General features: G+C 53.0%; 14 protein-coding genes. 6 read left to right on the top strand and 8 right to left on the bottom strand.

What is annotated here, in order from left to right:
* Positions 1 to 44 precede the first annotated feature (44 nt).
* Complete coding sequence (locus HOL66_08060) at positions 45 to 2,339, top strand: RNA degradosome polyphosphate kinase (protein ID MBT5244185.1); 2,295 nt, start codon at positions 45 to 47, stop codon at positions 2,337 to 2,339.
* Positions 2,339 to 3,838: a Ppx/GppA family phosphatase gene (locus HOL66_08055; protein MBT5244184.1), complete on the top strand. Its 1,500-nt coding sequence runs from the start codon at positions 2,339 to 2,341 to the stop codon at positions 3,836 to 3,838. Before HOL66_08060 ends, HOL66_08055 begins: the two co-directional genes overlap by 1 nt.
* On the opposite strand, the gene rnd is transcribed toward HOL66_08055, so the two are convergent.
* Positions 3,835 to 4,995 (bottom strand): ribonuclease D, encoded by a 1,161-nt coding sequence (rnd, locus tag HOL66_08050; GenBank protein ID MBT5244183.1) that lies wholly within the window; start codon positions 4,993 to 4,995, stop codon positions 3,835 to 3,837. The two genes, HOL66_08055 and rnd, sit on opposite strands and share 4 nt — an antisense overlap.
* A gap of 261 nt (positions 4,996 to 5,256) precedes the next feature.
* Between rnd and HOL66_08045 the strand changes: the two genes are divergently transcribed.
* A complete protein-coding gene (locus HOL66_08045) occupies positions 5,257 to 6,582 on the top strand; it encodes an SPOR domain-containing protein (GenBank protein MBT5244182.1) in 1,326 nt (441 codons plus the stop codon).
* Here the strand turns inward: HOL66_08045 and HOL66_08040 are convergent.
* From HOL66_08040 to HOL66_08025, 4 genes are all read right to left on the bottom strand, one after another.
* Entirely contained in the window at positions 6,472 to 6,951 is a 480-nt protein-coding gene (locus HOL66_08040) for a hypothetical protein (protein MBT5244181.1), read from the bottom strand. The genes HOL66_08045 and HOL66_08040 overlap by 111 nt on opposite strands.
* 142 nt (positions 6,952 to 7,093) lie before the next feature.
* Positions 7,094 to 7,789 (bottom strand): GGDEF domain-containing protein, encoded by a 696-nt coding sequence (locus HOL66_08035; GenBank protein MBT5244180.1) that lies wholly within the window; start codon positions 7,787 to 7,789, stop codon positions 7,094 to 7,096.
* Between the two features lie 199 nt (positions 7,790 to 7,988).
* The gene (locus HOL66_08030) at positions 7,989 to 8,876 is read right to left on the bottom strand and encodes an ROK family protein (protein MBT5244179.1); all 888 of its coding nucleotides are present in this window, start codon (positions 8,874 to 8,876) and stop codon (positions 7,989 to 7,991) included.
* Between the two features lie 12 nt (positions 8,877 to 8,888).
* A complete protein-coding gene (locus HOL66_08025) occupies positions 8,889 to 9,236 on the bottom strand; it encodes a hypothetical protein (protein ID MBT5244178.1) in 348 nt (115 codons plus the stop codon).
* Positions 9,237 to 9,909: 673 nt separating this feature from the next.
* Here HOL66_08025 and HOL66_08020 point away from each other — a divergent pair.
* Positions 9,910 to 10,380 (top strand): hypothetical protein, encoded by a 471-nt coding sequence (locus HOL66_08020; GenBank protein MBT5244177.1) that lies wholly within the window; start codon positions 9,910 to 9,912, stop codon positions 10,378 to 10,380.
* Positions 10,377 to 11,273 (top strand): hypothetical protein, encoded by an 897-nt coding sequence (locus HOL66_08015; GenBank protein MBT5244176.1) that lies wholly within the window; start codon positions 10,377 to 10,379, stop codon positions 11,271 to 11,273. The genes HOL66_08020 and HOL66_08015 overlap by 4 nt, the downstream gene beginning before the upstream one ends.
* Before the next feature lie 20 nt (positions 11,274 to 11,293).
* Here HOL66_08015 and HOL66_08010 read toward each other — a convergent pair whose 3' ends face one another.
* Positions 11,294 to 11,638 (bottom strand): helix-turn-helix transcriptional regulator, encoded by a 345-nt coding sequence (locus HOL66_08010; GenBank protein MBT5244175.1) that lies wholly within the window; start codon positions 11,636 to 11,638, stop codon positions 11,294 to 11,296.
* Between the two features lie 529 nt (positions 11,639 to 12,167).
* Here HOL66_08010 and HOL66_08005 point away from each other — a divergent pair.
* Complete coding sequence (locus tag HOL66_08005; protein MBT5244174.1) at positions 12,168 to 12,398, top strand: sulfurtransferase TusA family protein; 231 nt, start codon at positions 12,168 to 12,170, stop codon at positions 12,396 to 12,398.
* Between the two features lie 2 nt (positions 12,399 to 12,400).
* Here the strand turns inward: HOL66_08005 and HOL66_08000 are convergent, their stop codons facing one another.
* Positions 12,401 to 15,574, bottom strand: coding sequence for an efflux RND transporter permease subunit (locus HOL66_08000; GenBank protein ID MBT5244173.1), 3,174 nt, complete (start codon positions 15,572 to 15,574; stop codon positions 12,401 to 12,403).
* Positions 15,571 to 16,686 (bottom strand): efflux RND transporter periplasmic adaptor subunit, encoded by a 1,116-nt coding sequence (locus HOL66_07995; GenBank protein ID MBT5244172.1) that lies wholly within the window; start codon positions 16,684 to 16,686, stop codon positions 15,571 to 15,573. Before HOL66_07995 ends, HOL66_08000 begins: the two co-directional genes overlap by 4 nt.
* Positions 16,687 to 16,731: the final 45 nt, after the last annotated feature.

Here is a 16,731-nt window from a genome sequence, read left to right as displayed (position 1 = left end):
CTGATCGGAATTGCCTTCAACTTATTGGGCTTCCACGGACCGGCATGACAAATGGTTTTTTTATCTGTAGAATCAGTGACATGAGTGAAGACCAAATAAAATCCGGCAAACCTCCCCGGGCACCTGGTAAAGGTGCAGCGGTGGCCAAGCTCGTTGATTCAACCGCCACTGCCGACTGGAAAAGCGTTGAGCCCGGCTCAAGACGCCGTTTTATCAATCGGGAACTTTCCTGGCTGGCCTTTAACTCGCGTGTGTTGGGTGATGCCAACAACCCAAAACATCCGCTGCTGGAGCGCTTACGTTTTTTATCCATTTCGGCAATTAACCTTGATGAATTCTACATGGTTCGTGTCGCCGGCCTTAAAGGCCAGGTGCGCGCTGGTGTTGTCACCCAAAGTCAGGATGGCCTGACCCCGGCCCAGCAACTGGTTGCCATTCACCAGTCGGCGATGGCCTTGTTCACAGATCAACAAACCTGTCTGCATACGTTACTGGGTGAGTTGCGTGATGCCGGGCTGACTTTGCTGGCCCCTGACGAGTTATCAGATGATGACAGGCAATGGCTTGAAGAGCGTTTTATGGAACAGGTGTTTCCGGTGCTGACGCCATTGGCCATCGATCCTGCTCATCCTTTTCCGTTCATTCCCAATCTGGGATTTTCACTAATCCTGAAAATGCGTCGCAACGATGATGATGAAGAGCTTCGCGCCTTGCTTCCGATCCCCAGAATGCTTAACCGCTTCTTCCGGCTGCCCGGCGAGGACATTCGTTTTATCCCTATTGAAGACCTGATCGGGCTGTTTCTGAACAAGTTGTTTCCTGATTTTACGCTACTCAAGTCAGGCTCTTTCCGCATTATTCGCGATAGCGTTGTTGAAGTAGACGAGGAAGCTGAAGATCTGGTGCGGACGTTCGAGACGGCGCTTAAACGGCGTCGCCGGGGCAGCACCATCCTGCTTTCCTTCAGTCTTGATACACCCAAAGAATTGCGCCAGTTGGTAACCGAAAATCTGGGGCTCGCCCCGGAGGATATTATTTACCGCGAAGGGCTTTTGGGGGTCGGGGAAACGCGGCAATTGATTGTCGACGAACGCCCGGACCTGTTGTTCGATCCTTTCAATGCCCGCTTCCCTGAACGGATAAGGGATTTTTCCGGTAATTGCTTTGCTGCTATTCGTAAAAAAGACATCGTCGTACACCACCCTTATGAAAGTTTTGACGTGGTGGTGCAGTTCTTGCGGCAGGCTGCGCAGGATCCGAAAGTGGTGGCGATCAAGCAAACCCTGTACCGGACCAGCGATAATTCACCAATCGTCAAGGCGCTGGTTGAAGCGGCCGAAGCCGGAAAATCTGTTACGGCGATGGTCGAATTAAAGGCCCGTTTTGATGAGGAAGCCAATATTCGCTGGGCTCGCGATTTGGAACGGGCCGGGGCACAGGTGGTTTATGGCCTGCCCGACAAAAAAGTCCACGCCAAGGTTAGCTTGGTCGTTCGTCATTCCAGTAGCGGCAAGGGGATGCGCGCCTATGTGCATTTTGGTACCGGCAACTACCATCCTGATACGGCGAAGGTCTATACGGACCTGTCGTTCTTTACCAGCGATGAAGGACTGTGCCGGGACGCGGCGAAGATGTTCAACTTCATGACCGGCACAGCGCGCCCCGAAACTTTGGAACATCTGTCGGCATCGCCAATTGATATGCGGGACACGCTGGCTAAACATTTTGAAGAGGAAATTGAGCACGCCAAGGCTGGTAGACCGGCCACCATCTGGGCCAAATTGAATTCACTTGTCGATGCCGAAATCATCGACACCCTGTACAGGGCTTCTAACGCCGGTGTTAAAGTTGATCTTGTGGTTCGCGGTATCTGTTGTCTAAGACCTGGTATTCCGGGATTGTCGGAAAATATTCGGGTCAAGAGCATCGTCGGGCGATTCCTTGAGCACAGCCGTATCGTCGCCTTCGGCAGTGGTCACAAGCTACCTTCCAGAAAAGCCAAAGTGTACATATCGTCAGCCGATTGGATGCAGCGAAATATGGACTGGCGGGTCGAAGTTCTGGTTCCTGTAGAAGATGAAACAGTACATGCCCAGATCCTTGATGAAATCATGGTCGCTAACTTGAACGATAGCGAACAGAGTTGGGCTTTAGGACCCAATGGGGACTATACACGGATTATTGATCCCGCTGTTGACGAAGGGGATTCGGATCAACCGTCCGTTTCGGTATTTAACGCCCATAAATATTTTATCACCAACCCAAGCCTGTCGGGTCGCGGTAGTTCGCGTGATAAAAATCCAGACACATCCCCGCAGTTGGTGTTGAAAAAAACCTGATGAACGGGGTTTCTCCTTTATCTGATGCCGATACGGACGGCCCCGGCAAAGTCGCCATCATCGACATTGGCTCGAACACACTTCGCCTTGTTGTCTACGACGCGCCCTTGCGCCTTCCTATTCCCATGTTTAACGAAAAAGCCCAGTGCGAACTGGGACGGGGACTGGCCGCCAGTGGACGTCTAAATCCGGAAGGTGTTTTGCTGGCCATGGACAGTTTGTCCCGGTTTATCAATCTGAGCCATTCAATGGGTGCGGATCATCTGGAACTGGTGGCGACGTCAGCGGTGCGCGAAGCTGTTGACGGCCCGGATTTCGTCGCCGAGATCAAGCGTCGTTTTGGATTGGATGTTAAGGTTCTAAGCGGCCCCGAAGAGGCTAAACTGGCAGCCATGGGGTTGCTGAGCGGCGTCCCCCACGCAGATGGTCTGGTCGGCGACCTGGGTGGCGGCAGTCTTGATCTGGTGACCCTTGAAAAGGGCAGTTTTGGAGAGCAGGGAACTCTTCCCTTAGGCCACCTGCGGATGGCCGAAGCAATGGAACAGGGGTCAGAGCGCGCGGCAAACCTGATCGTCGAAAGCCTTGCCGAACTTCCGTGGATTAAACAAGCAAAGGGCAGGACCTTCTATGCCATTGGCGGGTCATGGCGTGCGCTGGCGCGCATTTTTATCAGCCAGATCGGCCATCCCCTGCATGTGGTGGATAACTTCACCCTGCGCCGGGCTGACGCTCTGCATTTAAGTAAAATCGTCGCAGCTCAAAGCAACGACAGTCTGCAACGCATTCCGGGCATTGCCCGTCGCCGCATGGAGACCCTGCCCGCTGCGGCGATGGTTATGGAGGCCCTGATTCGCGTTATTGAGCCGCAGGCTTTGACTTTTTCGGGCTTCGGTATGCGCGAGGGGCAATTGCTGAAAATCCTTCCCGACAAATTGCGCGAGCAGGATACCCTGATCGATGCCTGCAAAAGTTATTCAGAACGGGTTGGCCGTTTCGCCATCCGTGGTGGTGAAATTCTGGAATGGATGAATCCGCTGTTTGATGATGAATCCAATGCGGAACGTCGGTTGCGGCTGGCTGCATGTTTGCTCAGTGATATCGGCTGGAGCGAGCATCCCGATTATCGCGCCGAACACGCCTTCCACCGGGTGCTAAGAGTTCCCTTCGCCGGACTGACACATCCTAACCGGGTGTTGCTCGCCGAGGCCGTTTACGTTCGATACAACGGCGACCCGGACTCGAAACTGGTGTCGCCAGTCCGCTCCCTGCTTGATCCGGGCCAGCAGGCCTGGGTTCAGGTTGTCGGGTTGGCATTGCGTCTTGCACATACTTTGTCGGGCAGTGCGCCGGGACGGCTGGAACAAACCCGCCTGAAAGTCAGTGACAGTAAATTGACACTTGTTGTTCCCAAAGACAGTGAGTTATTCATCAGTGAAACTGTCGAACGCCGCTTGAAAACCCTGGCGCGTTCATTGGGGTTGAAGGGCGCTACCGGCTAAAGGTTTTCCGGTTTCATTAAGGCCAGGTGTTTGTTTTTAATAACAAAACCGATATCGCCGCGGCGGAGCTTCAGAGCGTCCTCGCCGAATAATTCCCGGCGCCAGCCATGCATGGCGCGCACATCGGCGTCCTCGCCAAAGGCTGCGATCAGTTCAATATCGTTTGCCGAGGCCAGCAATTTCTGGGCGACGTCTCCTTCATCGCACTTCATTTTCAAAAGCACCCTGAGTAGATCGATGACCGGTCCCAGTCCTCGAGGCATATCGGGTTTGTGTTCGGGTTTCGGGCAATCGGCATCATCAACGGCGATGCCTTTTGTGACGGCCTCAAGCAAGCGTGCGCCGGCTGGCCCTTCGGCCATTTTCCGGCCAAGGCCACGGGTGCGTTCCAGGTCACCCACTGTCTTTGGTGTGTGATGGGCAATTTCCAGCAGCGCTTCGTCCCTTAATATTCGGTTGCGTGGCTGGTCACGGTTTCGCGCCTCAAGCTCCCGCCAGGCAGCCAACTCGCGCAGGATGGCCAGAAAACGCGGGCTGGAACCTCGCGATTTAATGCGGCGGAACGTTTGATGGGGGTCCGGGTCATAGGTTTCGGGAGCCTCCAAAATAGCCATTTCTTCGCCGAGCCAGCTTTCGCGTCCGTTCGCTTCAAGTTTTTGCGCCAATTTGCGGTAGGCATCACGCAGGTGGGTTACGTCGGACAGCGCATAGGAAATCTGCCGATCGCTAAGCGGGCGCAATGACCAGTCAGTAAAGCGCGATGATTTATCGATTCGGGCTTTCGTCAGTTTGGCGATCAGGGTTTGATAGCCGACCGAATCGCCAAACCCGCAGACCATGGCCGCAACCTGCGTGTCGAAAAGCGGGCTCGGCAGGTGTCCCATCAAATGGTAAAAAATTTCCAGGTCCTGTCTGGCCGCATGGAAGACCTTGAGAATGGACGTATCATCGAAAAGGTCAAACAAGGGTGCAAGGTCAAGGCCGGGGGCCAAGGCATCAATGGCCCGGGCGTCATCAGGTCCGGCAACCTGGATCAGGCACAAAACCGGCCAGTAGGTCGTCTCGCGCATGAATTCCGTATCGACAGTGATAAACGGCGTTCCGGAAAGGGTCTTGCAGAAGGCGGCAAGAGCGCCTGAGTCGGTGATCATAGGCATGTTGAAACGTATATAGGGAAAGTTGGCGAAGGAAAACCCCATGTGACTTAATGGTGCGTGAATTACTCTGAATTTGATGGAAAAAGTCCCAATAGTACTTAAAACAGCGGAAAATACGTCTGTTGAGGTGTGACAAAAGTGCAAATGAAATAAATAGTGATGCTGGAAAATGCCTATTTAAGCTGGGCATGAGACGCAATCATGGCCATAATGCGGGCCGTGGGCAGAGAAACGAGAAGAATGCTAAAAAGTTCGATAAATATGAAAAACAGGGTAAAGGGTTTGGGGAATGGTCTCTCGATCATCGTTTGTACGGTGATCCTGTCGGGTTGTGCCTTGCCGGTTCCTGTGCAAATTGCTTCCTGGGCCCTTGACGGCATCTCTTTTTTGGCAACCAAGAAATCTCTTTCCGACCATGGACTGTCGATGGTCGCGCAAAAGGATTGCGCTATTTGGCGTAGTTTGAAGGGTGACGAAATTTGCAGTGAAAATGATGATGCCGGAACGTTCGCTGTTGCCTCGGCTGATTCTTCTGTATCGGATGCGCAGCCTTCAGCGCAAGCCGCGCAAAGCGAGCTTGATGTTGCTTCCCTCGCCAACTTTGAAACCGCTGCCGGAACTCCTCAGGTTGAACCCGCCGTTGTTTCCAGGCCCCAACAAAATTCCAAGGTCGGTGAGCGCCTGATGATTTCTGGCAAGCGTGTCTGGTCCGATCGCCTGGACGCCGACCTGTATTTCGTTATTGGTAGTTTTTCCAAACGTGAAAATGCCCGTCGGATGATTGGCAGGCACAAAGAGCTGGGCCCTGCAGTGATGGCCTCACGGCTTGACGGGCTCGAGGTTTACCGGGTTGCCGTCGGGCCCTTTGCGGCTGATCAAAAAAGAGAAATGCGTCTTCATTTGAAGCTGGCAGGCATCGGCAATGCATGGGCCATGCGTGTCGATCATCGCGACTGGACACTGGCCAGCCCGAAGGCTTTGTCAGCGCCTGATCAATCGATCGCCGAGGTTCCACAAGAGGTGAAGCCTGAACCGGTTGTAAAGTCTGTTAAACCTGATGAAATTGCCGAAACCCCTGACGAGACAGAGGCTGTGCAGTCCTCTGAGTATATCGACAGTAAAAAGCATCACCTGGTGATCGGCAGTTTCTCGAGCGCCGAAAACGCCAGTAACTTTGCCAAAAGCAAAGCAAGTTTCTCACCCCGTATTATTTCGGCCGAAACGGCCGAGGGATGGCGGCATCGGGTCGTTATCGGCCCTTATGCTGAAGCTGAAGGCCTTAAAGTTCGCCGCGTGCTGGCCAGAACCGGTATTGACAATATTTGGGCCCTTAGTCTGAATCCTGATGCGATCATCAGTGATGTTCTGCTGGCCGATACACCCGTTGAAGCCGAGTTGGTCGATGAAGAAATTGCGGAAAATCCAGTCGTTGAGCATCAGCGCGAAGTAGCTAAAAAGAGCACGGCTCCTGCTTCCTCAAACGAGGACATGGGTTGGGGCGTCAATCTGGTTGAGTATATTTTTGATATGTTCCGTTCGTCTGATACGACGGACGTTGTCGGGGTTATATCGTCGCTGGAAGGCTAATCTGTCTTCCCATTCTTCAATAAAATCTTTTGGATGATCGGGCCGGGCGGGTTTACCTGTCAGGGCGCCAATTGATTTATTATAGTCTGGATGCAGCTCTGCCTGGAACGCCAGCATCTCGTGCTCTTCCCATTCAATGATACCGGCAACATACAAATCCATGCTCAACCCGGCCATTTTTCGGGGGCTCATTTGGCGAACATCCATGGCAGGAATGGCAGGCTTTTGACTGCGTGTGTGTTCCAGGTCATGTGAGCGGTCAACAAGCGAACCACTTGCAACCACAGGGTTCTGTTTAACCGGAACCAGTGAACGCCCCAGTGCCAGGGGTTCTATGGGCATAATATTGGAATTAACGGCCATCTTCATGGCCGTCTCCACACATGTATATCTGAAATAGGGTGCCCCGCCCGTGGTCCAAACGGGCGGGGCGGGGTTGCCACGGTGAGGGAGAGCCCCGGAGGTTGAGAGGGGGCGGGGGAGGGCGTCTCCTGTCTTACCGTGCCCACATTCATAAGTTCACTCGAAACCGCTCACGCCCGGTGCGCATCCGCTTGGTCTTGTACATGGCATCATCGGCCCGTGCTAAAAGGTCGCCGCCTTGTTCTTTGTCACCGTATTCCTGCAAACCAAAACTGGCGCTAATGGCAATCATCCGTCCCTGCCAATGGACGATGGATTTATTTAATTGATTTTCGATCCGTTCCGCCCGCCTTAACCCGTTTTCCCAATTGGAATGGGTTAACAGGATTGCAAATTCATCGCCGCCCAACCTGCCGACAAAATCCGTATCGCGGATGCCGTCGCTCAGCAGATTTGCGACATGGCGCAGTACCTCGTCACCGGCGGCATGTCCGTAACTGTCATTGATCGGTTTGAAGGCATCCAGGTCGATGTAAATCAACACGCCCTGTTCGTCATAACGCTCAACGCCTGAGAGAACCCGTTGCAGTTGTTTGTCAAAACCACGACGATTCAACAGCCCGGTTAGCTCGTCGGTTTCTGTCTGTCGCTCCAACTCGGCGATACGTCCTTGCAAGTGGTCGATGAGCATTGCCGAGGCCGTCGCGGAGTTCTGGGTGTGACTGTCGGAGCCATAAATCAAATGACCAAGGCTGTGCGCGAAACAGCGGATCTTGCCAAACAGCCTTTCCCGGTAATTCAACTCCGGTACTGCACGTGATGGTGCACGGGATATAGAGTTCACGGACACGTCCCTTCATTGTTGGTGCGGCCAATGGTTAACAAATCCTTCACCGCTTGCCTTCTTTACCAGCAAGGCTCGTGCCAAGAAGACAATCGTTTTAAATCAATGGATTAAGGAGTTACCCACAGGGCAAAATTTGCCGGGTAAGGCGAAAATTGCGGTTTGAGCAGGGAAAAGATTCCGCCTTGCGACCTTAAGACTACAACCAGGCGGCGCCGCGAACACCGCTTGAATCTCCCCACTGGTTGGCAACCAGTCGGGTATCGACCTGGTCAGAGAACACCCATTGTAGCAAATGGGCAGGTACGTTTTCATACAGGCGTGTGGTATTTGACAAGCCGCCGCCCAGGACGATGACATCCGGATCAAGAATGTTGATAACACCGGCCAGGGCCTTGGCCAGGCGCCTCTCATAGCGCCCCAGCGCGTCCTCCGCTTCTTTGCTTGTCAGTGAGGTGATGTCTTGGGTTTCACAGTCCAGGCCGCTTGAATGTTTGAAATCGGCAGCCAGGGCGGGGCCCGACAGGAAGGTTTCGATACAACCGTGCAGTCCGCAATAACATTCGGGGCCGGGGCGTTCGTCATCATCTGGCCAGGGCAAGGGATTGTGTCCCCATTCACCGGCAATACCGTTTGGACCACCCATCACCTTGCCATCAATGGCGATGCCGCCGCCGACCCCGGTTCCAAGAATGACCCCGAAAACAACGGACGCCCCGGCCCCGGCCCCGTCGGTTGCTTCGGAGGCGGCAAAACAGTTGGCGTCATTGGCAAGACGAACCGGTCGCTTTAAGGCCCGGGTTAGATCGACGTCCAGGGGATTTCCAATAAGACAGGTGGAATTGGCATTCTTGATGAGTGAGGTTGCCGGCGACAGGGTGCCGGGAATGCCAACACCAACAGGGGTACAGCGCCCGACGATGCCGGCCTGGGCTTCCAGATCATCAACAACACGGGTTATGGCATTCACTGTGCCTGTGTAGTCACCAGCCGGGGTAGGGGTGCGCACACGCGCGACCTCGTGCCCCTGTGCGTCAAGGACAATGCCTTCGATCTTTGTGCCGCCTAGGTCAATGCCAATGCGCATGGGTGATACAGGTTAATCGAGCAGGGTTTCCAGTAGTCGGTCATCGGTGAATGTGGCCTGATGAAATTTACCGTTGATGAAACGGGCGCAGGGGAAATTTTTCTGCTGATGGGTGTGCATGTTCGCACTGTTTATGGCACCCCCGGAAAAATCGTCATCGCCGATACCCCGAACATGAAGAATGGTGTTCGCCTTATGCTGTTCTGCCGCGATGGCCAGGGCGTCTTCACAATCCACGGCCATAATGGTGTCGGTGTGGACTTCTTCAGGTGTTTGCGGGTTAACATAAAAGACCGTAAAAGGCCGGGCTTCCTCACCCATGTTGTTTGTTGGTTGTTTGACCTTGTCTTTGGAAGGCATGGTTCCGTATTTCCCCTTTAGCCTGCCGGGGTCTTTGTTGTTTTGGGTCTCGGGAATCAATAAAACGCGCCCCCTACGCATTTGATTGACAAGTAAATCCCGAAACGAGTTCTTTGCTATTTCCCCCTATGCGACTCGTTGGAATCGCTAGACTCTTTTTCAAAACTAAACTTCATCCCGGATATTATATATGAGGTGTAGTGTCAACACCTCTAGCACATCATCTTGTATATTTGCTTGTCAGAACTTGTTTGGAGAGGGCTTGTATAGAATCACATTTTTGACTTTGCAGGACTTAAATATTGACCTGGGGAAATCTAAAAATCCGAAAAAAGAGATTCTTTTCAATGCCTTGAATCAGGCGGCGGCAAGGCGGTTGGTTTTTCCTTGCGACTCGTTGGATTCACTCATGTTGTTGGTTTGAGTTGAAAAAACATGGTTAATTTTTTTTAATGAATCATGGGGTAATTGGCCAAATAAACACCTAAAGGCGCTCCCCAATGAGCAAATTTAGGGCAGATTCGGCCCGGATTCGCACCTATTTCCTGCTTCAATTGATGAAAAAAATAACAATATCTAGTGGCCATTAACTATTTAGACACCATAAACCACCTATTTTCAGCGAGTCGCGGGTTAAAAATAATATCCCGTGGTTCAAGATTTAGGGTGGATAATGGCGGTAAACGGGCAGCAAGAGACAGTGGAAACACTTTCTGAAAGAGATGTGTCCTCATCTATAGATGAATACTTGCCGGTTTTTCGTGGCCTTGATGACATTTCAATCTCCGGCAAAAAGATCGCGGCTATCGCCGGGGTTACACCGTCAACTTTCTCACGGTGGCGGGCAGGATGGGCAAGGGTGCCTGAATGTAAACTGGTTCTGTTGACGTTATTGCTGGCCCACTGGATTGATGAACTTGAGGCCCTGTCAGACAATCGTGATTTGCGGCCCAGGTCCAGAGTCGAGACCAGACTCAACACGACCCGGCGCTGCCTTTTTCAGCAGGAAGTCATCAATCAAACACTGCCACCTGAAACGGTTCGCGAAGGATCGCATCTGTTTCGTGCGTGGTGGTTTCAAGAAGGGGCTTTGCGAACGAAAGCACCAGAAAATGCGTCCTGGAATGAGAGTTTACACGAATGAACCAATTAGACGGACTTAGCCATGATGGCCTTAAAACGGCGTTGGGTATCAAGGGGAAATATCAGGATCACGAGCCGATCTGCCTTCCGGGCGAGAAAACCCGCATTCTGACGCCGGAAAATCTGATGAACCATCATGTTGATCTGATGACACTGGAAGATCCGTTGGCCTTGTCGATGATCGCAACACGCGACCCCGAAGCACCAATGGCCCTGGCGGCGGCAGCCCGACTGAGCCCTCTGGGCGTTAAATCAAAATTGCTTAGCGGTGTCTTTCAGGTTGTTGGCGAGACAACCAAGCACCCCTTGATCGCCAAGTGTGTTTCATTGATTACCGAAAATGCCTTCGATCCCGAAGCCATCGTCATGGTCCGCAAACACGCCAGCCAGTTTATTGTCAATTCGCGCCAGGAATATACCCTGGCCCTGCGCCGCAATATGCAGGCCCTGCTGGAAGGAACGATTGCGCCGCGTTACTTCGTCAGCGAGTTTTTCGAGTTGACCGAAGCCGGAAATATGCGCAGTGACATCAGGAAGAAGCTGGTGTTGAGCTTGTTGGTTTCAGACAGTATTCGCCCGTCAATCAAGTTTCTGTTTCTTGAAAATTTTGACCGTCTGCCCAACCCGGTGAAAAAGGCTATCCTTAGCGAAGTGTTGAAAGCCGAGCCCAGCCATCATATGGAGATCATCAAAGAGGAATTGCGCTGGATGGCCTCAAAGGAAGAACGGTCCGCCAGGAAAGTCAAACCGGAACCGGTAACACCGCTTGCGCCTTCAACTGAGAATAAAGTGGATGTGTCCCCAGAGTCGAACGCGGCAGAGCCGAAAACGCGTCCATGGCGGCCCGGCGAAAGCCCGACACCATCAGGATCGATGGAAATTCCCTGGAATTAAATTCTTAGAACGTTCAGCGATTAGACGGCCATGGAGGCCTTGTTCTCGTCGTCGTAGGTCAGCACCGCTTCGGTTCCGCAGTACAGGCCGTACAGGGTCTCGATAACCGCGCTGGCTTCCTCCCCCGATAATGAATAGTGAATGGTCTGTGCTTCACGACGGGTCGAGACAAGGTTGTCACGACGTAGACGGGCAAGATGTTGGGACAGGGCGGACTGGCTGAGTCCGACGATTTTTTCCAGCTCGCCAACGCATTTCTCGCCGGGCACCAATTGGCATAGAATCATTAACCGATGTTGATTGCTCATGGATTTAAGCAGGGTGCTGGCGCGCCTTGCATTATCTTGTATCCGCTCCAGATCAATCACTTGGTGTTCTGTCTCGCTCATTGTGGTGCTCCTCAGCAAACAATAAAATTATTTATTCCCCCAAAAAATCAATCTCGAGAGCTTGTGAATAAAACTTACCGATCATTATTAAGTTAGTAAAAGAATTCACTAAATTAAGCCTACATAATATACGCGAGCCCGACCAGAATAAAATCGCGAAATTATGCTGCGATGCAGCATAAAGCCAGAAGCATAAGTTCGGTCCAATCAGAAATTTTAAAAAGATTACAGAAGCGTAAATGAGTACATATCTATCAATGAGATGAGATTTTTTGATAAGCTTTTATTGTGTTTTTCAAGATCAACTCACATGGATTTAATGTGCGCAAAGCGTCATCTTTGAAATGAAAAATGGGACTTGCAGCCCAAAATAAATGCTGCAGTGCACACAAGCAATTAAACGATTCTCTGCTTAATTAAGCCCCTAGGGGATGATTGTGGAAGCAGCTTGCTGTATGTGTAATACGGGAATTTTAACCAAGAACACTTGATAACAGGGATGAGAATGGCTGACACGACTGTTTTGGATGTAAAGGGTCTGGGATGCCCGGTTCCTATTCTCAGGGCCAATAGGGCTGTCAAGGAAATGATCCCCGGCGACACGCTTGAGATTCTGGCGACGGATTCAGATGCGCCTCAGGATTTCGAGATTTTTTGCGACAATACGGGTCATCAATTCCTCGGCTGCGAAAAGCAGGAAGACGTCTTCATCATTCGTCTTGAGGTCGTCTCTTAAATTTATTCAGCACTGACCGGTTCGCCTTGAGCCTTGTGGCTGTTTTCGGCAAAATTTGAAACCAGTGACATCATTGGCGGGATGATGGCCAATGTTAGCAGGGCTGATAACGCCAGACCGCCAACAACAACCGACCCCAGGCCGCTATACAGTTCCGAACCGGCACCGGGGAAGACGACCAGAGGCAACATGCCGAAGACACTTGTCAGCGTCGACATAAAAATTGGCCTGATCCGGTTGCGGGTCGCGGCAATCAGTGAGGCCTCGAAATTCATACCCTCGTTTCGATGGTGATAGAGGGTTTGGTGAACCAGCAGGATGGCGTTGTTGACGACGATACCGACCAGAATGACAAAGCCCAGTAAGGTCAACATATCCAGCTGATGGGGTGAAAACAGGTTGAGAATAACCAAGCCGCCAACACCACCCGCCGTCGCCAGCGGAACTGACAACATGATGATCAGCGGGTAAATGAAGCTTTCAAAAAGAACCGCCATCACCAGGTAAACGATCAGCACGGCGATAATCAGGTTCAAGACCATGTTATCCCATGCCTCTGTCAGTTTGTCAGCGGTTCCTGAAAGGTCGATCTTGACGCCTGGCGGAAGCCCTGCCTCACGCAGGGGGGTAATGACCTTTTCGGTGAGAATTTCCATGGCCAGTTCAAGAGGAATATCCGGAGCCGGACGAACTTCCAGGGTAACCGTGCGTTCGCGTTCCTTATGGCGGATTTCCGTCGGGCCGGATGTCACCCGAACTTCGGCAAGCGAACTGACGGGAATGATATCGCCGGAGCGTGTAACGACGGGCAAATTACCAATGCCCTGCGTTGCTGTGATCCTGTTCTGCGGCCCTCTCAGGGCCAGGTCAACGCGTTTGCCGCCAATGGTAATCTCGGCAACCCGTAAATCGTCATTAAAAGCATCAAGGGTCTGGCTGAATTCCCGTGCTGAAACGCCATTGTCGGCGAGACGAACCGGATCGGGGTACACGCGTACCTCAGGCGCACCCAGTTCCAATCCCGGTTTCGGGCGTAACTGGTTGCCTTCTTCTCGTGGCAGCAGTTTGGAAATGATGCCGGTTCCTTTTAAGGCAATCTCCAGAACCTGCTCAAGGTCCGGGCCGGATATATCAACATCAATAGACCTGCCACTGCCGATGGCGCGGCCGAATAATGAAGGCTGGGTAATAAACCCGAAGGTACCCGGTTCCTTGAAGACGGGCTCCCTTAAGACCGGGATCAACTCGGCAACCCGTGTTGGGTCGACGGCGCTGGCGCCAACGAAGGTTGTTGATGAACGGGCCACGAAGAAGAAATTCTTGATCTTGGGCGGTTGCCCGGGTTCGGATACCGGTCCGGTTTCCGATTCCCATAACGGGCGCACAGCGGCCTCGACATCCTCGGCGATGCTTGCGGCCGTTGTCAGGTTGTAACCGGGTGGTGGCAGAAGCACGCCAATAACCAGATTGCGATTGCCTTCGGGAAGGTATTCAAGTTTGGGCAAAAACAGTACAGAAAAAGCGATGGCCGAACCCGAAAGGACGATGATGGTTCCCAGGGCGAGGATCTTGTTGTGGACGACGGCGTGGGTAAAGGCAACGGCCCTTTCGGTAAACCAGCGCGCCACATCGTCAATAATGGGCAGCCGCCGGGTGATATTTTTCGACGGATCTTTCCGAAGCAGACGATTTGAAAGTGCAGGAATAAGAGTGACAGCGACAATCAGTGACAAGGTCACAGCAACGGAAATGGCGACAGCGATATCCCGGAACAACTGGCCAATTTCCAGTTTCATGATCAGGATCGGCATAAACACAAGCACCGTGGTCAGCGCCGACACCAGGACCGCCCCCCAAACCTGTTGGGCGCCCAGATACGCCGCGACGGAGGCGGATTTACCCTCTTGTCTTAATCGATAGATGTTTTCCAGCACGACAATAGCCGCATCAACGACCATGCCGACGGCGAAGGCGATACCGGCCAGCGAGATAACATTAATGGAGCGCCCCATGGCCGCCATGGCGACGAACGAACCGACCACCGAAACCGGAATGGCCAGTGAAACAATCAGCGTCGCTGAACCTGAACGCAGGAACAGGAACAGGACCAGTGCGGCCAGGGTGCCACCGATGTAAATATTCTGCTGGACCAGATCGATAGCCGAATTGATATAGACGGTTTCATCATACACCTGGTCAAGGGCTAGTTGCTCAGCCGGTAGCGAGAATTCGTTGAGTTCATCAACGGCTGCGCGAATGCCGGCCATGGTATCAATAACGTTGGCGCCTGTTTCGCGCACTGTGTTCATGGCGATAGCTTGTTCACCCTGACGGCGGATCGTCGCCGTCGCTTTCTTGTAGCCGAAGCCGACCGTGGCGATATCACCGATGGTGACACGGGCGACGCCACCCGAAAGCGGGTCGCCGATGCTTCTGACAACCACGTCCTCGATATGTTTGATAGATGTCAGGTCGCCTTCTGTGCGGACCACGTAACGGCGTTTGCCTTCTTCGATATCACCTGCGGAAACCGATGAATTTGCGGCTGCCAGTGAATTGACAACCTGCGGAACGGTCAGCCCGTAACGGGCCATTTTAGCCGGATCGACGATGACTTCCATTTGCCGTTTGGTGCCACCGTAAACATTAACGCGGGCGACCCCGGCCACCCGTTCAAGGCGGTCCTGGATAACATCTTCGATATAATCGCCATAAGTATGGATGTCCCGATCATTGTCACCGGTGCGTGACAGGGTGAACCAGGCGATCGGTCGGTCTTCGCTGCCAGCGGTATCGAGCGTCGGCTGATTGGCTTCGTCGGGATAGTCACCGACCCGGTCAAGACGGTTGGCAACCAACAGCAGGGCTTTGTCCATGTCCTGGGTATTGGAAAATTCCAGCGAGATCGAACCGCGGCCATCGCGTGCCCGGCTCGACATTTCGTCAAGGCCTTCAAGGCCACGCAAAACTTCTTCCTGGCGGTTGACGATTTCACGCTCGATTTCGGCAGGCGCCGCACCGGCCCAGTTGGTGCGCACCGTGATTACCGGCTTGCGGACATCGGGCGTTAACTGAATGGGAATGGTCTTCAACGACACCAGCCCGAACATGATGATCATCAGAACAGCGGCCATAACCGCAATCGGGCGTTCGATGGCAATTTTAATCAGGTTCATTGGTGATGCACTTTCTGTCCCGGGCGCAGGCGTTCATTGCCGCGAATGACAACGATGTCGGCATTTTTCAAACCTGCCAGAACAACAAAGCGGGGACCAATGGCTTCGCCCAATTTAAGGGGACGGATATTGGCCTCCCCGTCTTCGACAACAAAGACGATGTCCTTGCCCTTGCGGCTGATCACGGCATCTTTATGCACGGTGACGACAGAACTCTCCTGTCCGGCGGGTAGGGCTAACAAGACACTTTGGTTTGTCGCCAAATTGCGTTTGGACATACTGAAGTTGGTGCTGAAGCGAACCATGCGGGTGCGGGTCAACGGGTTTTCATCGGGGATGACGGCCCTGACAGTTGCTGGCAGTCTCGTCTTGTCGTCCGACGGCTCCCCTTCCAGGATAAACGAAACAACGGTTCCGGGGGTCAGGCCCTGAATTCTGATGGCCGGGACACTGGCTTCGATTTCCAGGTGGCGATCATCGATCAGATCGACGACCGGGCTTCCCACATCGACGTAAGCCCCGACGTCGGTGTGGCGTTTGGATATGACACCGGCAAAGGGGGCCCTGACCTTGGTATTGTAGAGATTGATTTCGGCCAGTTTCTGATTGGCGTGGCTGCGCACCAGCGCGGCTTCTGATTCAGCCATGGCGCTTTTTGCACTGGTTACTTCAAGTTTTTTATCGGCCAGGCGGGCTTCTGAAAAGGCCGCTGATTCTTTAAGCCTGTTCAGGCGTTTTTGTTCCTGGACCCTTAGATCATATGCCGCCTTGGCCGTTTGCAGGGCGGCTTCGGCTTCTTTCGCCTCGGCTTTGCTTAACTGGTATCTCCAATGCAGGGCATCATCGACCAGGACGGCAATCACGTCACCCTTCTCAACCCTGTCGCCAACCTTGAAAATCATCTCGCCGACAGGGCCTGAAATGCGCGCGGCAATGACCCCGCCGTGGTCGGCAATCAGACGGCCAATCACCGGTACGGTCTGATTCAGTGGTTCGGTCCTGACTGCATCGACACCGACCAGGGTGGCGTCCTCGGCCAGGACAGGTGTGCTGACCAGCAGGAGGCCCGACAAAAGGCCGGAAATAAGCTTTGGTATTTTTAAATGGATCAAGATCGTTCCTTAAAGCTTTAGACATATAAAACCGGCGACAGTTTT

This window comes from Rhodospirillaceae bacterium, assembly GCA_018662005.1.
Taxonomy (GTDB): Bacteria; Pseudomonadota; Alphaproteobacteria; order Rhodospirillales; family JABHCV01; genus JACNJU01.
Note: the sequence above shows the minus strand (reverse complement) of the source record. Positions and strands in the feature narration are given on the sequence as shown.

What these genes read in the sequence shown, in the direction of transcription:
- HOL66_08060 (MBT5244185.1), top strand. Translation starts at nt 45, where the DNA reads ATGACAAATGGTTTTTTTATCTGTAGAATCAGTGACATGAGTGAAGAC.
- HOL66_08055 (MBT5244184.1), top strand. Translation starts at nt 2,339, where the DNA reads ATGAACGGGGTTTCTCCTTTATCTGATGCCGATACGGACGGCCCCGGC.
- rnd (MBT5244183.1), bottom strand. Translation starts at nt 4,995, where the DNA reads ATGCCTATGATCACCGACTCAGGCGCTCTTGCCGCCTTCTGCAAGACC.
- HOL66_08045 (MBT5244182.1), top strand. Translation starts at nt 5,257, where the DNA reads ATGAAAAACAGGGTAAAGGGTTTGGGGAATGGTCTCTCGATCATCGTT.
- HOL66_08040 (MBT5244181.1), bottom strand. Translation starts at nt 6,951, where the DNA reads ATGAAGATGGCCGTTAATTCCAATATTATGCCCATAGAACCCCTGGCA.
- HOL66_08030 (MBT5244179.1), bottom strand. Translation starts at nt 8,876, where the DNA reads ATGCGCATTGGCATTGACCTAGGCGGCACAAAGATCGAAGGCATTGTC.
- HOL66_08025 (MBT5244178.1), bottom strand. Translation starts at nt 9,236, where the DNA reads ATGCCTTCCAAAGACAAGGTCAAACAACCAACAAACAACATGGGTGAG.
- HOL66_08020 (MBT5244177.1), top strand. Translation starts at nt 9,910, where the DNA reads ATGGCGGTAAACGGGCAGCAAGAGACAGTGGAAACACTTTCTGAAAGA.
- HOL66_08015 (MBT5244176.1), top strand. Translation starts at nt 10,377, where the DNA reads ATGAACCAATTAGACGGACTTAGCCATGATGGCCTTAAAACGGCGTTG.
- HOL66_08005 (MBT5244174.1), top strand. Translation starts at nt 12,168, where the DNA reads ATGGCTGACACGACTGTTTTGGATGTAAAGGGTCTGGGATGCCCGGTT.
- HOL66_08000 (MBT5244173.1), bottom strand. Translation starts at nt 15,574, where the DNA reads ATGAACCTGATTAAAATTGCCATCGAACGCCCGATTGCGGTTATGGCC.